Genomic DNA, 19,935 nt, shown 5'->3' on the forward strand with positions numbered 1-19,935 from the left:
AAATACTGGTTATTAATAAAGATATTATAGTGCTCATTAAATGTGATAGAGATCACATTTTCAACATAAGATAAATGGGAAATTCTTTTTCTCATATTTTTTATTTACCCATCGTTTTATAGTCAAACTTCCATATTAATTCAGGAGGTTATGATGATGCTCTCAATTATTGCTCTTCTTATCGTGATTGCTACGGGATATTTCATTATTAAGAAATATAATACGCAAGCCATTCTTTTATTTGCAGGATTATTGATGATTACTATCGGTATTCTGGGAAATAATACTCCCTTTTTACCAAAAGGAACTCAATCTTCTGGAACAGAAATTATTGACCTATTCTTAGTAATTAAAGCGATTAGTGCTAAGTCTGTTGCAGAAATAGGGCTAATTATTATGGCAACTGGTGGTTTTGCTAAATATATGGGACATATTGGAGCTGCTAATGCATTAGTAAAAATTGCGATAAAACCTTTGTCCTATATTCGTAACCCTTATTTATTATTAGGGCTAACTTATATTATAGGACAAATTTTAAATGTATTTATTCCTAGTGCAGTTGGGCTAGCAATGCTTTTATTGATTGCCCTTTATCCTGTTTTAGTTTCTATTGGCTGCACTCCTGCATCTGTTGCAGCAGTTTTAGCGACAACAGCTTGTCTAGATCTAGGCCCAGCATCAGGAGCATCTAATAAAGCTGCTGAAATTATTGGTATCGATGCCGCTAGTTATTTTATAGAGCACCAACTTATAGTAGGAATCATAACGGCAATTGTAATTGCTATTTTACATATCGTAACACAAAAGTTCTTTGATAAAAGAGATGCACAAAAAGGCGGAGAATCTAAACTGGAGGTTAAAAATGATGAACAAAAAACGGTACCTCTTTACTTTGCTATTTTACCTATTTTACCTCTAGCTCTTTTACTAACATTCAGTAAGTTTTTGGTAACTTCAATAAAAATTGATGTTGTTACTGCAATGTTTCTTTCTCTTGCTGTAGCGATGTTATTTGATTTTATCTATACAAAAGATGGTAAAAAAGTGGCAGCATCACTCAAAGTTTATTTACAGGGAATGGGTGATATATTTGCTAGTGTTGTCTCTTTAATTATTGCAGCACAGGTTTTTGTAGTTGGACTAGAAACTATAGGTTTTATTGATGGCTTGATGCATTTATCTGATCATTTAGGTTTAAGTTCTTCAATGATGATTATTTTATTAGTTTCTATTATTGGATTAGTCACTTTATTATCTGGTTCAGGCAATGCTGCATTCTTTAGTTTGGGCGGATTAGCACCAACAGCTGCAGCTAATTTAGGAATATCAACGGCAACATTAGCAATGCCAATGCAATTATCAGCAGGCATCTTTCGCTCTTTTTCTCCTGTATCTGGTGTTGTGCTAGCTTGTGCAGGTGTTGCTAATATCTCACCAATTGAATTGGTTAAGCGTACATCAATTCCAATGGTAGGTGGTTTAATTGCTACAATCGTTACTTCTATTATTGTTGGTTAAGGAGTTTTTATGAATATGAATTCATCTGTTTCTGTTTTCGATGCTTCTCTTTATTCTCCATTATTTACCCAACAAGAAATGAAAAAAATTTGGTCAGAAAATTACCAGATTGAATGTTGGCTCAAATTTGAAAAAGCAATTGCTAAGGTGCAGGCGGAATTGGGTATTATTCCTCTTGATGCAGTTATATCAATAGAAACTGCTTGTGATAGTCTGGAAATAGATTGGCAGCGTTTAATAAAAGAAACACAAGTTATAGGAATGCCAATTAAACCTATCATTGATCAAGTTGCAGATAATGGGGATGATTTGGTAAAAAAATATTTGCACTGGGGCTGCACTACACAAGATTTATTAGATAGTAGCTTATCAATGCGATTAAAAGAAAGTTTGACTCTTATCAGAAAACAGTTAATTGCTTTAGGTAATCAATTAAGTAATTCTATAGTTGAGCATCAAAATACTGTGATGGTTGCCAGAACAAATGCTATTGATGCTTCTGCAACTACTTGGGGGTTGCAAATGAGTTCTTATTTGAATGAAATTTGCAGACATCTTAGTCGCCTTGAACAAATTTATCCACGAGCAATTGTAGGAATGTATGGAGGAGCAGTAGGGAATCTAGCATCTGTGGGCTCACAGGGAATGGATGTAAGAGATAAACTTTGTGCTGAGCTTGGGCTAACAGTACCGCAAGGATTGAATAATGCTAGCCAAGATCAAAATGTTGAAGTCATTCAATTCTTTGCCCTTATTCACGGTACTTTATGCCGTATAGCAAATGATATTGAATTGATGTGCCGCACACCAATTTTTGAAGCTATGGAAGGAAAAAAAGGTGGTGGTTCAAGCACAATGCCACATAAAACAAATCCTCGTGATTGTAATATGTTACAAACACTTTCACGAATGGGATGGATGTATGCATCTGGGGCCCCAAATATGTTAGATCAGCAAGATGTACGTTCTGCTTCAATGCGTATGTTAAGTTGGAATTTGATGCCAGAAGCTTGCTTAGCAGTTTCAACTGCATTATTCAGAGCTAAAGAATTATTTGAGCATTTAGTTATCAATGTAAATAGGATGCGAGAAAATTTTAATGCGTCATACTACTTTATTATGTCGGAATCTGTAATGATGGCTTTAGCTGAAAAAATAGGTCGCCAGTCTGCTTATAAATTAATGCAGCAAGTATTAAGAGGGGATAATGATAAAAAATCAATGATTGATATACTTTTAAGTAATAAATTAATTACAGATGTTTTGAGTGATTCTGAAATTTTGGAATCCTGTAATCCTTCAAACTATTTAGGCTGTAATGATAGTTTAATTCAAGAGACTCTTTCTAGTTTCTCTCGTATTAAAAGTAATCTTTAGAGCCTAAGTAAATTTTATAAAATAGTGAGGAAAAATAATGACAAAATTGAATTCTTTAGTGCTAGAAGAGTATAATCGGTTAGCTGATAAATTAGTAAGATTAACTGACGCTGAATTAAGATTAACGCATTATTTTAAATCGCATTTTAGTGAGATTATCTATTGTGGGATTACTGATGTTGCTGTAAATGCTAATGTGAGTAAAGCAACTATTGGGCGTTATTTAAATAAATTAGGATTTACTGGTTATTCAGAATTTAAAAAAAGCATTGAGCTAGGACTTGAACCTAATAAATTGCGTCCTCCAATTACTATTTATAATCAAAAAGAAAAAAATAATTTTTTTAGTACCAAGAGCTTGGCAACTAAATTTAGCTATAATATTCAAAATTTACTAGATAAATTTATAGGGCAATTAAATTTAAAAGATTTAGATGCTTTAATTAATTTATTGCTTGATAAAGAAAAAAGGATTTTTGTTATTGGTCCATCTTCTTCATTTGCAATGGCAAAACATTTTTCTACATTAATAAAATATTTTCGTGATAATATTTCTTTGCTTTCTCTGGACACAAGTGAGTTACCTAAAGAAATGCTACATTTAAATAAGAATGATATTTTAGTTATTTTCTCTTATTATCGTTTTAATAATGTTGCTATCGAGATAGGAAAATGGTTCAAAAATAAAGATGCAAGTGTTGTTCTAATTACTAATTCGGCTTCGAATCCATATGGAAAGTTCACAGACATTCAATTTATATTACCAAGTGATGCTAATGCAATATTTCAAAGCCGTATTATTGGATTTTATTTCATTGAATTAGTTTTACATTTATGCTACGAAAAATCAGAAGAAGAAGGAAATTTTGAAGAACTTGAAGAGCTATTCCAATATTTCCATACATTTTCTAGTTAATTTATAAAACATATTTCAAAACAGAGTAGAGCGTTGCCAGTAGAAAGAGGTATCGCAATAGCTTGCCAATCACTATCAATATAACGCTTTGCCAAAGACTAAATCTGAGCCAGCCGGCAATACCACAAAAAATATCGCCTACAATCGGCAACCAACTAAAAAGTAAAACGATAACACCGTATTTTTCACTTTTTGCTAATGCCCAACGAGTGTAGCGATTTTTGGCTTGTGTAGGTTTAGGCACTAGTAACCCCATTGCATAAGTAATAAGGCTTCCTAAACTGTTTCCCACAGTGGCAATTAAGAGTAATGCCATTAGTGATGAAGAATAAAATGAGCTATCAGCAATAATATGTTGGCTAGCAATGGTCGTAAAAATAACTTCTGAATTACCAGGTAAAATAGTTGAGCTTAGTAGTCCGCTAAAAAACATAGTAATAAGCTGATTTTCGGCAGAAAAAAATAAACTGAAGAATGAGGTAAGCTGTTCTGTCATAAATTTATTATTAATTTGTTATAAAAATGTATTAATGGATTTAATGATTTGTTTCATTTTAATGCTGTTTTGTTCTATATCAAAAAAAGGAGCCAAAATACCTCTAATTAAGTAAGATTTTTATTTGAAGATTAAGTGAAGAGGTCTATAATTCTCCTAAAATATGTATGTTTTTCTATTCTTTTTTAAGGTTAGCTGATGTTTTCTCCTGTTGAAATGGCAAAAATTGCTGAAGATGGTGCAGTTCATAAAGCAACAAAAAATCAATTATATTCCTTTCTTTCTGCCATTACTGCGGGTGGTTTTATTGCAATAGCATTTGTATTTTATACTACAACCCAAGTTGGTGCGAATGAATTACCTTGGGGGGTTGCTAAATTAATTGGTGGTTTAGTTTTCTCTTTAGGCGTTATTATGTGTGTAGTGTTTGGGGCGGAATTATTTACCTCTTCTACATTAACATCGGTTGCAAAAGCAAGTCATAGAATTACGTGGAACCAGATGTTTAAAAACTGGGTGGTGGTTTATTTTGGTAACTTTGTTGGTGCCATTTCAATCGTATTACTTATTTGGTTTAGTGGTCAGATTATGGCTGCTAAAGGGCAGTGGGGTTTAACAATTTTAAATACCGCACAACATAAAATTCATCACGAGTGGTTTGAGGCATTTTGTCTAGGCATTTTTTGTAACATTATGGTGTGTATTGCTGTTTGGATGTCCTATGCAGGTAAAAGCCTAACAGATAAAGCCTTTATTATGATGTTACCTATCGCAATGTTTGTTGCATCAGGTTTTGAACACTGTGTAGCAAATATGTTTATGATTCCGATGGGCGTGATGATTTCGCATTTTGCAAGCCCAGAGTTTTGGACTGCGATTAATGTTGATCCTGCACAATTTGCAGATTTAGATTTATCGCACTTTATTTTTAAGAACCTAATTCCTGCCACACTTGGCAATATTGTCGGTGGGGTATTCTTTATCGGTTTAATGCAATGGTTCTTATATATTAGAAAACATTAAGAATTTTAGAATCAAGCGGTCAGATTTTGTGAATTTTTTGCAAAAAATAACCGCTTACCCGTTTAACTTACTAACTACAGAGGACTTAAAATGACTCAACTAACAGACGCTCAACAAAAAGCCTGGGCGGGTTTTGCTGGTGGCGATTGGCAAACAGAAGTAAACGTACGTGATTTTATCCAAAAAAACTATACACCGTATGAAGGTGATGAGTCTTTCCTAGCTGAAGTAACTCCTGCAACAAGTAAATTGTGGGCTGATGTGATGGAAAAAATCAAAGTAGAGAACAAAACTCACGAGCCATATGACATTGATTGTGATACACCATCAACTATTACTTCTCACGCACCAGGTTATATTGATAAAGAATTAGAAAAAATCGTTGGTCTTCAAACTGACGCTCCATTAAAACGTGCCATTATGCCATTCGGTGGTATTAATATGGTAAAAGGTTCTTGTAAAGTATATCGTCGTGAACTAAAACCTGAAGTAGAGCATATCTTTACTGAATACCGTAAAACCCATAACCAAGGGGTATTCGATGTTTACACTCCAGATATTTTACGTTGCCGTAAATCAGGGGTAATTACGGGGCTTCCAGATGCTTATGGTCGTGGACGTATCATCGGTGACTATCGTCGTATGGCACTTTATGGTGCAGATTTCTTAATGAAAGATAAGCAAAAACAATTTGCTTCATTACAAGCTCGTTTAGAAGCCGGCGAAGATATTCAAGCAACCATTCAATTACGTGAAGAAATTGCAGAACAACACCGTGCATTAGGCAAAATGAAAGAAATGGCGGCAAGCTACGGTTTTGATATTTCAGGCCCGGCAACAAATGCACAAGAAGCGGTACAATGGACATATTTTGCTTACCTTGCAGCAGTTAAATCACAAAACGGTGCGGCAATGTCATTTGGTCGTGTATCTTCATTCTTAGATATTTTCATCGAGCGTGATTTACAAGCGGGTAAAATTACTGAGCAAGAAGCACAAGAGTTAATTGACCACTTAGTAATGAAATTACGTATGGTACGTTTCTTACGTACACCAGAATACGATCAATTATTCTCTGGTGACCCAATGTGGGCAACTGAAACGTTAGCTGGTATGGGTTTAGACGGTCGTACTTTAGTAACGAAAAACAGTTTCCGTATCTTACACACACTTTACACAATGGGTCCATCGCCAGAACCAAACTTAACGATTCTTTGGTCTGAGCAATTACCGGAAGGCTTCAAACGCTACTGTGCGAAAGTATCTATTGATACCTCATCAGTTCAATATGAAAATGACGACTTAATGCGTCCTGATTTCCAAAATGATGACTATGCGATTGCGTGCTGTGTAAGCCCGATGATCGTCGGTAAAATGATGCAGTTCTTCGGTGCTCGTGCAAACTTAGCGAAAACTTTATTATACGCAATCAATGGTGGTGTGGATGAAAAATCAGGCGACCAAGTAGGACCAAAAACAGAAGCAATTACTAGCGAATACCTAGATTATGATGATGTAATGACTCGCTTAGATGGCTTTATGGATTGGTTAGCAACGCAATATGTAACTGCATTAAACATCATTCACTTTATGCACGATAAATATGCATATGAAGCGGCATTAATGGCACTTCACGATCGTGATGTATTCCGTACAATGGCGTGTGGTATTGCTGGTCTTTCTGTGGCGGCAGACTCACTTTCAGCAATTAAATATGCGAAAGTAAAACCAATTCGTAGCGATATTGAAATTAAAAATAAAGCAGGCGAAGTGGTAGGTATTGCGAAAAATGTTGCGACTGACTTTGAAATTGAGGGTGAATATCCACAATTCGGTAACAACGACAACCGTGTTGATGATATCGCAGTAGATTTAGTTGAACGCTTTATGAAGAAAATTCAAACGCACAAAACATATCGTAATGCAACACCAACACAGTCTGTACTTACTATTACATCTAACGTGGTATATGGTAAGAAAACAGGTAATACACCAGATGGTCGTCGTAGCGGTGCTCCATTCGGCCCAGGTGCAAACCCAATGCACGGACGTGACCAAAAAGGTGCGGTTGCTTCATTAACCTCTGTGGCTAAACTTCCATTTGCATATGCGAAAGACGGTATTTCTTACACCTTCTCAATCGTACCAAATGCATTAGGTAAAGATTACGAAGCTCAAAAACGTAACCTTGCTGGTTTAATGGATGGTTATTTCCACCACGAAGCAACAGTTGAAGGCGGTCAGCATTTAAATGTAAACGTATTAAACCGTGAAACATTATTAGATGCAGTAGAAAATCCAGAAAAATATCCACAATTAACGATTCGTGTTTCTGGTTATGCGGTACGCTTTAACTCTTTAACTAAAGAGCAACAAATGGACGTAATCACACGTACATTCACAGAATCAATGTAATTGATTTCTTGCTAAAGCCACTTTCTAGTGGCTTTCATAAACAAAACCCACTATTTTTATTTTTGAAATAGTGGGTTTTGTTTTATTTGCATTTTATATTAGAGATTTTAACGTCTAGAGTCGTGGGCTTGTTGTAGTAGGATTCGGCTTTCTTTTAAAAATTGTTCGGAATAATCTCCAAACCAATGATGAACATTCTCAAAGGCTTTAATAAAGCCGTCCTTATCATTATTTTTGAAAAAAGCTAAGCTTTGTTCAAAGCTTTCTTTAAGTGCTTCAATAGTCGCAATATTTTCGGGTTTATCTGCAATAATATCGGCATATAAGCTACCATCTTGTGCAAATAGACGTCCAATCATTGCAAGCTCTAAACGATAAATTGGCGAAGAAAGTGCTAGTAGCTGTGCAAGTTGTACTGGTTGGTGAGAAAGATGCAACCCAAAGGTAAAGGTTGAAAAATGACGTAATGCTTGGATATAAGTCATTGCATTATCGTGTTCTTGGGCATCAATTTGTTCGACTTTTGCTCCCCAGATTTTCATTTGTTCAATTAACCATTCATAGCGTTCAGGTAAACGTCCGTGGCAGCAAGCAATAACTTGTTTTGCCATACTGGTAATGTCTGGTCCAAACATTGGGTGCAAGCCTACAACCGCACCACTATGCACTTCTAACATTTTTCTTAAAGGTTGGGCTTTAACCGAAGTTAAATCCGCTAAAATCATATTTTCTGTTAAATAAGGTTGTAAACGCTCTATTGTTTCATTTGTTTTTGCGATAGGAACACAAACAATAACCACATCGGTATTAGCTAAAATAGTCGCCGCATTATCCCAATCTTGACTACCTAATGCTTCAACCTGATAACCAGATAACGTTAAGTAATGCCCAAATAGTCCGCCTAATTTTCCTTTACCGCCAACGATTACAATTTTCTGGATATCAGGATTAACCATCTTAAAGCCGTGTCTATTTTCATTGGCATAAGACTCACGCATTACTCGGCGTAATACATCTTCAATTAAATCTGCTGGAATTCCTTTTTTTTCTGCTTCTTCTCTACGAGCTGCAATCATTATTGCTTCTCGATCAGGTGCATAAACAGGAATACCATGCTCTGATTTTACTTTGCCAACCTCAGCAACTAAAGCTAAGCGTTGAGCGAGTAAGTCGATGAGCTGTTGATCTACTTGGTCGATTTTTTCACGTAAAGGTGCTAATGGGTTCATATCTTTATCCAAATAAATCCCCTCTTTTTAGGAGGGGTATATAAATTTAACTTTTATGTCTTAATTTTTCGGCAAAATTTGTGAGTAATGCTTCCGTTGTATCCCAATCAATGCAGGCATCGGTAATGGATACACCATATTTCATTTCGCTAAAAGGTTGTTCTGATGGCTGATTTCCCGCATTTAAGTGGCTTTCAATCATTAAACCAATAATTGAGGTATTGCCAGCTAATAATTGCTCTAGTACATTTTCTGCCACTAAAGGCTGACGGCGGTAATCTTTATTTGAGTTGCCGTGGCTACAGTCAATCATAATTGCTTCTGGCAAGTTTGCTTTACGCAATACTTGTTCACATTCATCCACATATTGCTTTTCAAAATTAGGTGCTTTACCACCACGTAAAATAATATGTCCGTCTGCATTACCTTTTGTTTTAAGTAATGTTACTTGACCTTTTTGGTTAATGCCAATAAAACTGTGGCTTTGTGCGGAAGATTGCATTGCATTTAAGGCTACAGCTAAGCCGCCATCTGTACCGTTTTTAAAACCGACTGCCATAGATAAACCTGAAGCTAATTCACGGTGAGTTTGTGATTCTGTTGTTCTTGCCCCAATCGCTGACCAACTAAATAAATCGGCTAAATATTGAGGTGTCATCGGATCTAATGCTTCCGTTGCAAGTGGTAAGCCAAGTTCTGCAAGCTCTAAGCAAAGTTTACGCCCTACACGTAATCCTGTTTCAATATCAAATGAACCATCCATTTTAGGGTCGTTAATTAAGCCTTTCCAACCTACTGTGGTACGTGGTTTTTCAAAATAAACACGCATTACAATGTAAAGTTTATCGCTTAATTTATCTGAAAGAGCTTTTAATTTTTTACCGTATTCAATCGCCGCTTTTGTGTCGTGAATAGAGCAAGGTCCAATCACAATAAGCTGACGCTTATCACGTTTATGAATAATATCCGAAATCTCTTTACGCGAAACTTCTATTTGCTTACGTAATTTCTCAGATAATGGAAATTCTTTTTTTAGCTCTTGTGGTGTTAATAGAATTTTTTCATCTTTAATGTTTACATTGTGTAAGCTGTCTTGATTAAATACAGTGTTCATTTTTATTTCCTTGTGTAAATAATTTAATACACTTACTTTACAGTTTTATTTTTAAAGTTTCAACTATTTTTTGTTTAACAGAATCAACAGTAATCTTTTCCATCCAATTTTTACCTTTTACTTTAGTTGCCCAAGGTAATTGTTGCCAAGATTTACCATAACTTTGCAAAATTGCCTCATCATAAACAGAAACCACTTTATCTAGATCTTGGTAAGGCCCAGTCCGTCTTGGATTATGAATGGCATATAACCCAATGACTGGTGTATATTGCGTTGTTGAGATGTGAGCAGGCCCTGAATCTGAAGAAATAACTAAATCTACTTGCTGAATAACAGCTGCTAATTGTTTTAGCGTTGTTTTACCTGCGATATTTTGACATTGTGGCACCAAAGCTTGAATATGATTAGCAGTTTGCATCTCATAATCAGAGGGAGAGCCTGCAATAATCACATTAATATCTTGTTCAATTAACCAATTAGCAATGTCAGCATATCTTTCGGGTAGCCAATCTTTCTCTTTTTTACTGGAACAAGGAGCAATTACCACATTTTTCCGAGTCGAATCAATCCACTGTTTTGCATACTCTTTATCTGCTTCGCTTATAGGCAAATCCCATTGTGCAGATAGATCTGCCACACCAATCGCTTTGGCAAACATCATCTGCCCATCAAGCACGTGAGGGGAGTCCGTCATTTCTACTTTTTGGTTGGTAAAAAGCCATTGTGCTTCTCTTGCTCTATCTTTATTAAAGCCAATTTTTTTATCAGCCTTAATCCCGAGTGAAAGGATTGAGGCCCGAAATGCCGTTTGCAAATTTAATAAAAAATCAAACCGCTTGTGAGAAAGCTGCTTCCAAAGTGTAAATATTCCTTTCCACCCTGTTTTTTTATCGTATGGAATAAGTGTGACATTCGTAATATTCTGCATTAAGCTTGCTTCTGTTTTACCTATAATCCAGCTTATTTCAGCATTAGGATAATGACGTTGAATTGCTTGGATTACTGCAAGAGTATGACAAACATCGCCAATGGCAGAAAGTCGGAGAATGCAAATAGAAAGAGGTTGGATAGCCATAATCGTTAGCTCAGTTAAAAATAATAGCCTATATTAAGGGATAAAAAAATCCACGTAAATTCTTACGTGGATTTTTGGTATTAAAAGTTTAAATTATTCAACAGTTAAGATACGGCAAGTATTTGTACCGCCAGCTCTTAGCTCATCACCGTGAGTAAGAAGCACTAATTCGCCTGTTAATAAATAACCTTGTTCTTTTAATAATGCGATAGCTTTTTTAGCACCATCGATTGTGCGACTGTCTTCATTATAAAGCACAGGTGTTACACCACGGTAAAGTGCTGCAAGATTTAATGCTTTTTGATTACGAGAAAGAGCGTAAATCGGTAAACCAGAACTAATACGGCTCATTAGTTTTGCCGTTTCACCAGATTGCGTTAATGAAACGATAGCTGAAACACCTTCTAAATGGTTTGCGGTGTACATTGCAGACATTGCAACTGCTTCATCTACCGATTTGAATGAACCTTCCATACGGTGACGAGAAATATTAATACTTGGCATTGTTTCTGCACCTAAACATACTTCTGCCATTGATTTCACAGTTTCAACCGGGTAGTCACCATTTGCAGTTTCACCAGAAAGCATTACCGCATCTGTACCATCTAATACTGCATTTGCAACGTCCATAACCTCTGCACGAGTAGGCATTGGTTTTTTGATCATTGACTCCATCATCTGTGTTGCAGTAATAACTACACGGTTTAATTTACGGGCACGACGGATTAAACGTTTTTGTACGCCAACTAATGCTGCATCACCGATTTCAACACCTAAGTCACCACGAGCAACCATCACCACATCAGCACCTAAGATGATATCATCCATCGCTTCTTCAGTTGCAACTGTTTCAGCACGTTCTACTTTTGCAACGATTTTAGCATCTAAGCCCGCTTCTTTTGCTAATTGACGTGCGTATTCTAAATCTGCACTTGATTGTGGGAATGATACAGCTAAATAATCCACACCAATTTTAGCTGCTAGTTTGATGTCTTCTTTATCTTTTTCTGTAAGTGCAGGTGCTGATAAACCACCGCCTAATTTGTTAATCCCTTTATTATTTGATAATGGGCCACCTACAGTAACTTCTGTATGAACTTTAACACCTTCAACAGATAATACTTTAAGTTGAACGTTACCATCATCTAATAAAAGAATATCGCCAGGAACTACATCATTTGGTAGGTTTTTATAATCTAAGCCTACAGCATCTTGATGCCCTTCACCACGTGGTAAATCTGCATCTAATGTGAATTTATCACCGATATTTAATAAAATTTTGCCATCTTTAAATGTAGAAACACGAATTTTTGGACCTTGAAGATCGCCTAAAATAGCTACGTGACGACCTAATTTTGCCGCAATTTCACGTACTTTATTGGCGCGCTCAATGTGATCTTCAGGAATACCGTGAGAGAAGTTCATACGAACCATATTTGCACCCGAAGCAATAATTTTTTCCAATGTATTGCCACGGTCTGTTGCAGGCCCCATTGTACAAACAATCTTGGTTCTTCTGAGTTTTCTAGACATTATTTGACTCCATAAATGAATTTAAAAGTATAAGTATAAAATCTTTCTAAGCATCTTGATTATGCATTAAACGAGGTTCATTATACGCTTAAATTGAAAGAGTTTAAATACAACAAAGAGGATAATATATGAATATTTGGATAATGCGTCACGGAGAAGCCAGTTTTAATGCTCCAAATGATGCTGCTCGAAATTTAACTGCAAATGGAGCAGAAAATGTTAAATCACAAGGAAAGTGGCTAGGCGAACATTTAATCTCACAAAAAATTCAATTAGATAAAATTATTGTTAGCCCTTATTTACGAGCACAACAAACCCTCGAACATTTAATGTTAGGGATGCAAGCGGTGAATTTTCCTCAATATTTTGCAAATATTACGGAAACTTGGGAAGAAATTACACCAGATGGCAATCCATACACGGTAGAAAACTATCTGGAATTCTTGTCTGATGAAGGAGCGAAGAATATTTTAATTATTTCACACTTACCACTTGTTTTTGATTTGACACAACTTTTAACTGCTCATAAAGGAAATGTGCAATTTCCGACTTCAACCATTGTTGAAATTAATTGGGTAGGAAAAATCGGTGAGGTAACTCAGTTAAAACACGCTTAATGCCTTATTTTTTAATAATGTCAATAGAAAAATTTTTAATTTTTTTGCAAATTGTCTAATTAATAGACTTCCAAAATGATTGAAAAATGCGTATCATACCCGCCCTCAAATCAGTAAAAACTGATACATAATCTTGATATAGAAGTACGGTATTTGCCGTACTTTTTATTTGGATATATTTCTGGTTAAAATTACTTCAAATTTGTTAATAAAAGGTTAAAAATGCAGATAGGACAATATGAAATTAAAAACCGTATTTTCCTTGCACCAATGGCAGGTATTACTGACCAGCCTTTTCGCCGTTTATGTAGCCAGCTTGGTGCAGGTTTAACCTTTTCAGAAATGATGTCCACAAATCCTGATGTATGGCATACCGAAAAATCACGATTGCGTTTAGCACATCACGAAGAAATAGGTCTTAATGCCGTACAGATTGCAGGTTCAGATCCTATAGAGATGGCACAAGCTGCAAAAATCAATGTTGAGTATGGTGCAGATATTATTGATATTAATATGGGTTGCCCAGCAAAGAAGGTAAACAAAAAAATGGCAGGCTCTGCCTTATTGCGTGAACCCGAATTAGTTGCTCAAATATTGGAATCTGTAGTGAATGCCGTTGATGTGCCTGTTACTTTAAAAATTAGGACAGGTTGGGATCAAGACAATAGAAATTGTCTGCAAATCGCTAAAATTGCACAAGAGGCCGGTATAGTTGCTTTGACTATCCACGGCCGTACTCGCAGTTGTTTATTTAATGGCGAAGCTGAATATGACAGTATCAAAGCTGTAAAACAAGCAGTTTCTATCCCAGTTATAGCCAATGGAGATATAACTTCAGCTAAAAAAGCAAAGTTTGTTCTTGATTATACCAATGCCGATGCAGTAATGATTGGTCGAGGTAGTTTTGGGAACCCTTGGTTATTTAAGGAAGTTAATGATTTTTTTGAAACTGGTGAATATTCAGCATTATCTCTCGACGAAAAATGTCAATTAATGTTTAAGCATATTGAAGACCTACACCAATTTTACGGTGAAGAAAAAGGCTATCGAATTGCTAGAAAACACGTTGGTTGGTATGTTGAGAATTTACAACCGGAATCAAATTTTAAACGCACTTTTAATGCATTAGACTCCACTAAAGAGCAACTTTTTGCATTGGAAGATTTTGTTAAATCGATTCGCTAGAATCTTAATAATAGAAAGTTGGATAAAAAATGTTAGAGCAACAACCTACACAAAACCCATTAACAGTAACAATGTTGAATGCACAAGCACAACAAGTAAACAAACCACTTCGTGACAATGTTAAAGCAGCATTAAAAAACTATTTATCTCAATTAAATGGTGAAGATCCAACAGAATTATACGAATTAGTATTATCTGAAATCGAACACCCAATGCTAGATATGGTGATGCAATATACACGTGGTAATCAAACTCGTGCGGCGACAATGTTAGGTATTAACCGTGGTACATTACGTAAAAAATTAAAAAAATACGGTATGGGTTAATTCATTTAATCGTATTTAAATACTAAAAAATCCACCTCGTTGAAGGTGGATTTTTAGTTTTAATCACAAGGTAAAATTTTAATTGCTAAACCGCCCGTTGAGGTTTCTCGGTATTTTGCATTCATATCTTTACCTGTTTCATACATTGTTTCAATCACTTTATCTAAGCTGACTTGCGGTCGAGTTGTACGTCGCAATGCCATACGGCTTGCATTAATTGCTTTAACAGAAGCAATAGCATTACGTTCAATGCAAGGAACTTGCACTTGTCCACCAACAGGATCACAAGTTAAGCCAAGATTATGTTCCATCGCAATTTCTGCTGCCATACAAACTTGTTCGGCACTTCCGCCCATAATTTCCGTTAAAGCCGCCGCAGCCATTGAACAAGCAACCCCAACTTCCCCCTGACAGCCTACTTCAGCCCCTGAAATAGATGCATTCATTTTATATAGTGAGCCAATTACACTTGCCGTAAGTAAGTAACGTTCCGTTGTTTCTTGATTAAGTGGCGAAATAAATTTCTCATAATATGCCAATACTGCTGGCACAATACCGCAAGCACCATTGGTTGGTGCAGTCACCACTCGACCACCCGCCGCATTTTCTTCATTGACGGCTAAAGCAAACATATTTACCCAATCAATAATTTGCATAGGATCGATATTAAATTTACTGTTTGCCTCTAAAGTACGACGTAAAGAACAAGCCCTACGAGCAACTTTTAATGGGCCAGGTAATAGCCCTTCTGTATGTAAACCTCGCTGAATACAGGCTTCCATTGTCTGCCAAATAGTTGCCAAATAGTCTGAAATTTCTGCTTTAGAACGAAGTGCTAATTCATTTTTCCAAACAACAGAAGAGAGTGGTAGTGCATTTTCTGAACAATGCTTTAATAAATCGGCTGAGTTCTTATAAGGAAAAGGTACGCTTAGGTCATCATCTTTAACGCTATCAAAATTAGCTTCATCAACAATAAAGCCTCCTCCAATAGAATAGTAGGTATTTTCAAAAAGGCACTCTTTGCCTGAAAACGCACTGAATTTCACACCATTTTCGTGACGTTCTAAAAAATTGCGATGAAAAGGCATATCATTGAAAAAATCAAACGTAATTGTTTTCGGATACTCACTATTCTCAGCCAGTATAAGCTGTTTATTTGCTTTTAAATCTGTAATAGTTTGCTCAATACGTTCAATATCTACATTATGAGGAAGATACCCCATTAGCCCCATAATAATGGCAATATCAGTATTATGCCCTCGTCCAGTTAGAGAAAGTGAACCATAAACATCCACTTGCAAGCGGTCAGTTTTACTTAAAAGTTTGCGATTGAGCAACTCATCTACAAACTCTTTTGCCGCTTTCATTGGCCCCACAGTGTGGGAACTGGAAGGCCCAATTCCCACTTTAAACATATCAAATACACTAATCATAAACACACAACTAAATAATCAATTAAAAAATAAGGGCGTATTCTACTAGGATCAAAGCAGTCCGTACACTATTGCTGAAATAGCTATACAACCCATAATAAATACAAATGCATTAGAGAATATATTTTTAAAACGAGCTAACGCAGGTACAGTATATACTGCATAAACAGGCATAATAAAGAGAATCATCGCAATAATTGGACCACCTAAACTTTCGATAAAGCCTAAAATACTTGGGTTAATTGTTGCTACAATCCATAAGATAACTAAAAAGATGACCGCAGTAATTTTACGGAATTTATTTGGCTCGATAGGGTGTTCACGCATTTGATTGATTAAACCTTCCAAGCCTTCACGAGCCCCTAGGTAGTGTCCGAAGAATGAGCTACCAATCGCTAAAAATGCAACCAATGGGCCAAAATATGAAATGATTGGATTATCAAATTTATTGGCAAGATAAGATAAAATTGAAATGTTTTGTACTTTAGCTTCTGCTAACTCTTCAGGAGTCAGTGTTAATACACAACTGAACACAAAAAACATTACGAATAGCATTAAAATTAATGCTGTTGAACGTAATACTTTTCTTGATTCAAGTTCTGCTTTATCAGTATCTTGGTAATATTTTTGTTGAGAAAGAGCAAAAGATGATATAGCTGGTGAATGATTAAAAGCAAATATCAATACAGGAATGGTTAGCCAAAGTGTAGTTAAAAAATCACTTGTTGTTGGAACCTGCTGCAATGCTGCTCCATTCCAATGAGGGATTAAATAAATAGATAAGCCAAATAAGATGAAGACTAACGGATAAACTAAGCAGGTTGTAATTTTAAGCATTACTTGTTCACTTAATAACATTACCCCAATCATTGCAGCAATTAATACTAATGACAGAATCATTCTTGGAGGCGGTGCAATATGAAGCTGATTTTCCATAAATGAATTAACGGTATTTGTGATACCAACACCATAAATTAATAGAATTGGGAAAATAGCAAAAAAATAAAGCAGAGTAATTAATTTACCTGCTTTTTCACCAAAGTGTTCACGCACAACCTCTGTAATATTGCTCCCTTTATGTTGAGATGATAAGACAAAGCGAGTTAATCCTCTATGAGCTAAATAAGTCATAGGGCCAACAAGTAAAACCATAATGATTAATGGATAAAATCCACCCATACCAGCATTAATTGGTAAAAATAGAACGCCAGCACCTACTGCAGTACCAAATAAATTAAGCACCCAAGTAATTGAAAAGCGTTGAGATGGCGTAGCCATAGTCGTCTCCTTTTATTATTAAAATTAATTAAAGCAAGGGTATGCTACGCTTTTGAGTAAACAATACAATTAAATTATTTTAATTTTGTGAATTAACTAACAAAACTATAAAAAATAGTTTTTTGTATGGGCATTAAATATTCAAATGGTTAAATATTTTACATAAATCAAAGAAATATAGTTATTTATTGTGTATGGAAATATTTTCTATTTATTATTTATACTGCGAATTCGGGCTTGAATAATCTAAAAAAATTAAGGGCTGATAGAGAGATAAAACTCATCAGCCCTTAATGCAAAATCTTTATTTAGTTATCGTTTTCTGGAATGTTATTACTTTCTGCAGGAAGTAATGGAAAGCCACCTAAATCTTTTAGACGGTTCACCATTGCACAAAATAATTCGGTTGTTTTTTCAGTATCATACAGTGCTGAATGAGCTTGTTTGCCATCAAATTCAATTTTTGCCATTTGGCACGCTTTAACCAATACCGTTTGCCCATACATAAGGCCTGCAAGACTTGCAGTATCAAACATTGCAAAAGGGTGGAAAGGATCACGCTTTGCATTAATACGCTTAATAGCTGCCTGCATAAATGCCTGATCAAAACCTGCGTTATGAGCGACAATAACCGCACGCTGGCAACCTTGATCTTTCATCGCTCGCCTCACCATTTTAAACATTTCAGGAATAGCCACATTTTCAGAAACAGCCTCTCGCAACGGGTTATCAATATCAATGCCGTTAAATTTTAACGATTCAGGATTAATATTTGCCCCTTCAAAAGGTTTGATATGGAAATGGCATTTTTGATCAGCGACTAAATAACCATTCTCATCCATTTTTACTGTAATGGCGGCAAGCTCTAATAGAGCATCAGTTTGTGCATTTAAACCTGCCGTTTCCACATCAATAACCACAGGCAAATAGCCACGAAAGCGATTCTTTAGTAATGTATAGTCGGTTTGTTCTACTGTATTTTCCATTTTCTTCTTTTCAATTAAAAATACAAGCGGTCTGATTTGCCAAAATTTTTGCAAATTTCCAAACAAATCTGACCGCTTGTCAATAAGGTGGAAATTAATTTCCTAATGCTGCTTTTGCATCTTTATTTTCGATAAATTCAATTTTATAACCATCCGGATCTTCAGCAAAAGCAATGACTGTTGTGCCACCAAGAACAGGGCCTGGCTCACGAGTAATTTTACCGCCTGCTGCACGAATAGATTCGATAGTTGCATAAATATCATCTACGCCTAAAGCAATATGACCATAAGCAGTACCTAGCTCATATTTATCTACACCCCAGTTGTAGGTTAATTCAATAACAGCACTTTCGCTTTCATCAGCATAGCCTAAAAATGCTAATGAATATTTGTATTGTTCATTTTCACTTCTGCGTAATAAACGCATTCCTAGAACTTCAGTGTAGAACTTAACTGAACGTTCTAAATCACCCACACGTAACATAGTATGCAAAATTCGCATAGTTCACTCCTTCTTACAGTTAAAAAACGGTTGATATTATGGCATAATCTGGCTTCAAAATCATTTTTCTTTAAATTTTTTAGGATTATTTATGGCTCACGATCACGATACGCCGTCAAAACTAGAAATTAGCACGCACGCTGCCTTGCCAATGGTATTGATGCTTTTTATTCAAATGGCATTAAATTTCTATGCAGCCCCTGCAAATAGTATTTTTATCTCGCCTTATTTATTGACCATTTTCATTACTGGGTTAATTAGTTTTATCGTGTTATGGAAAGGCGAAATCTGCCGTGGGCAAAGTAGCCGTTTAACCTTTATTTTGCCATTTTTACTTATTTTTGCTATTGGCAATTTTATCTATTCACTCGGTTTTACTCCAAAACATAATCCTATGGCAGTTGCTGGCATTGCAGCAATATTCTTTTGCTTAATTTATTTCCGTCTGCCTGAAGATGAGGCTTTATATAATACTTTGATGTATTGCGGTTTTGCCATTGTTGCTATTGGAATGATTCAATATTTGGCGATTTATTGGTTTGAATTACCTTCACTGTTTAACGGTATTCGTGCGAATAATTTTGCTCAAATTCTATTAGGTATTTTATTAGCTGGTTGGTATTTGATGTTGGCTCGTAGCCGTTTAGAGCAATTTCTTAAATTATTAGTAAAACTGGCAATTATTGTTTTAGTCTTAAATTATTTTTGGACTGCATTTGTGCTTTATCAACATTTACAAATTATGCCTGAAATGTCAGTAATGCCATTTTTTATTTATTTTGCAGGGCAGTTTGTGATTTTATCAATGCTGGCTTGGTTGCTATTAGGTAAAAATATTAAAAATCCGACCGCTTGGACTGTTGCGACTTTCTTAGCAATTCTGTATCCATTTACTAATGTGATCTAATT

The 19,935-nt window shown here is 35.6% G+C and carries 18 protein-coding genes; 9 read left to right on the forward strand and 9 right to left on the reverse strand.

The features are described 5' to 3' along the window. Positions 1-150 precede the first annotated feature (150 nt). From dcuC to PTQ27_RS05700, 3 genes are read left to right on the forward strand one after another with little or no spacing between them, the layout of a single operon-like run. Positions 151-1,518 (forward strand): C4-dicarboxylate transporter DcuC, encoded by a 1,368-nt coding sequence (gene dcuC / locus PTQ27_RS05690; protein WP_273747814.1) that lies wholly within the window; start codon positions 151-153, stop codon positions 1,516-1,518. Positions 1,519-1,527: 9 nt separating this feature from the next. Further along, complete coding sequence (locus tag PTQ27_RS05695) at positions 1,528-2,895, forward strand: class-II fumarase/aspartase family protein (RefSeq protein ID WP_273747815.1); 1,368 nt, start codon at positions 1,528-1,530, stop codon at positions 2,893-2,895. A gap of 37 nt (positions 2,896-2,932) precedes the next feature. After that, positions 2,933-3,811, forward strand: a complete 879-nt coding sequence (locus PTQ27_RS05700) for a MurR/RpiR family transcriptional regulator (RefSeq protein WP_273747816.1) — start codon at positions 2,933-2,935, stop codon at positions 3,809-3,811. A 1-nt stretch (position 3,812) separates the two neighbouring features. Here PTQ27_RS05700 and PTQ27_RS05705 read toward each other — a convergent pair whose 3' ends face one another. Beyond that, positions 3,813-4,307, reverse strand: a complete 495-nt coding sequence (locus PTQ27_RS05705; RefSeq protein ID WP_273747817.1) for a YqaA family protein — start codon at positions 4,305-4,307, stop codon at positions 3,813-3,815. Positions 4,308-4,505: 198 nt separating this feature from the next. On the opposite strand from PTQ27_RS05705, the gene focA reads away from it, so the two are divergent. Both focA and pflB read left to right on the forward strand, forming a co-directional pair. Next, positions 4,506-5,330: a formate transporter FocA gene (focA, locus tag PTQ27_RS05710; protein ID WP_273747818.1), complete on the forward strand. Its 825-nt coding sequence runs from the start codon at positions 4,506-4,508 to the stop codon at positions 5,328-5,330. Positions 5,331-5,420: 90 nt separating this feature from the next. Further along, positions 5,421-7,745, forward strand: coding sequence for a formate C-acetyltransferase (pflB, locus tag PTQ27_RS05715; protein ID WP_273747819.1), 2,325 nt, complete (start codon positions 5,421-5,423; stop codon positions 7,743-7,745). A 107-nt stretch (positions 7,746-7,852) separates the two neighbouring features. On the opposite strand, the gene tyrA is transcribed toward pflB, so the two are convergent. From tyrA to pyk, 4 genes are all read right to left on the reverse strand, one after another. Continuing rightward, positions 7,853-8,974 carry a bifunctional chorismate mutase/prephenate dehydrogenase gene (gene tyrA / locus PTQ27_RS05720; RefSeq protein ID WP_273747820.1) on the reverse strand — a complete coding sequence of 374 codons (1,122 nt, stop codon included), beginning with the start codon at positions 8,972-8,974 and terminating at the stop codon, positions 7,853-7,855. Positions 8,975-9,020: 46 nt separating this feature from the next. Beyond that, entirely contained in the window at positions 9,021-10,088 is a 1,068-nt protein-coding gene (locus PTQ27_RS05725; RefSeq protein WP_273747821.1) for a 3-deoxy-7-phosphoheptulonate synthase, read from the reverse strand. A gap of 37 nt (positions 10,089-10,125) precedes the next feature. Next, positions 10,126-11,163, reverse strand: coding sequence for a glycosyltransferase family 9 protein (locus PTQ27_RS05730; RefSeq protein WP_273747822.1), 1,038 nt, complete (start codon positions 11,161-11,163; stop codon positions 10,126-10,128). A 93-nt stretch (positions 11,164-11,256) separates the two neighbouring features. Continuing rightward, the gene (pyk, locus tag PTQ27_RS05735; RefSeq protein WP_273747823.1) at positions 11,257-12,696 is read right to left on the reverse strand and encodes a pyruvate kinase; all 1,440 of its coding nucleotides are present in this window, start codon (positions 12,694-12,696) and stop codon (positions 11,257-11,259) included. 128 nt (positions 12,697-12,824) lie between these two features. Here pyk and sixA point away from each other — a divergent pair, with 128 nt between their 5' ends. From sixA to fis, 3 genes are all read left to right on the forward strand, one after another. Further along, positions 12,825-13,313 (forward strand): phosphohistidine phosphatase SixA, encoded by a 489-nt coding sequence (sixA, locus tag PTQ27_RS05740; protein ID WP_273747824.1) that lies wholly within the window; start codon positions 12,825-12,827, stop codon positions 13,311-13,313. Positions 13,314-13,535: 222 nt separating this feature from the next. Beyond that, entirely contained in the window at positions 13,536-14,498 is a 963-nt protein-coding gene (gene dusB, locus PTQ27_RS05745; protein ID WP_273747825.1) for a tRNA dihydrouridine synthase DusB, read from the forward strand. A 29-nt stretch (positions 14,499-14,527) separates the two neighbouring features. Beyond that, positions 14,528-14,824, forward strand: a complete 297-nt coding sequence (fis, locus tag PTQ27_RS05750; protein ID WP_006247967.1) for a DNA-binding transcriptional regulator Fis — start codon at positions 14,528-14,530, stop codon at positions 14,822-14,824. Between the two features lie 59 nt (positions 14,825-14,883). On the opposite strand, the gene PTQ27_RS05755 is transcribed toward fis, so the two are convergent. The 4 genes from PTQ27_RS05755 to gloA all read right to left on the reverse strand — a co-directional run bounded on the left by PTQ27_RS05755 (position 14,884) and on the right by gloA (position 19,026). Further along, on the reverse strand, positions 14,884-16,260 hold the full coding sequence (locus PTQ27_RS05755; RefSeq protein WP_273747826.1) for an L-serine ammonia-lyase: 1,377 nt from the start codon (positions 16,258-16,260) through the stop codon (positions 14,884-14,886). A 51-nt stretch (positions 16,261-16,311) separates the two neighbouring features. After that, positions 16,312-17,538, reverse strand: a complete 1,227-nt coding sequence (locus PTQ27_RS05760; RefSeq protein WP_273747827.1) for a serine/threonine transporter — start codon at positions 17,536-17,538, stop codon at positions 16,312-16,314. Between the two features lie 308 nt (positions 17,539-17,846). Further along, the gene (gene rnt / locus PTQ27_RS05765) at positions 17,847-18,524 is read right to left on the reverse strand and encodes a ribonuclease T (RefSeq protein ID WP_273747828.1); all 678 of its coding nucleotides are present in this window, start codon (positions 18,522-18,524) and stop codon (positions 17,847-17,849) included. A 94-nt stretch (positions 18,525-18,618) separates the two neighbouring features. Beyond that, positions 18,619-19,026, reverse strand: coding sequence for a lactoylglutathione lyase (gloA, locus tag PTQ27_RS05770; RefSeq protein ID WP_273747829.1), 408 nt, complete (start codon positions 19,024-19,026; stop codon positions 18,619-18,621). Positions 19,027-19,117: 91 nt separating this feature from the next. On the opposite strand from gloA, the gene PTQ27_RS05775 reads away from it, so the two are divergent. Further along, complete coding sequence (locus tag PTQ27_RS05775; RefSeq protein WP_273747830.1) at positions 19,118-19,933, forward strand: HI_1241 family integral membrane domain; 816 nt, start codon at positions 19,118-19,120, stop codon at positions 19,931-19,933. Positions 19,934-19,935 lie beyond the last annotated feature (2 nt).

The sequence above is a fragment of the Mannheimia cairinae genome, assembly GCF_028649535.1.
GTDB classification, from domain to species: Bacteria; Pseudomonadota; Gammaproteobacteria; order Enterobacterales; family Pasteurellaceae; genus Mannheimia; species Mannheimia cairinae.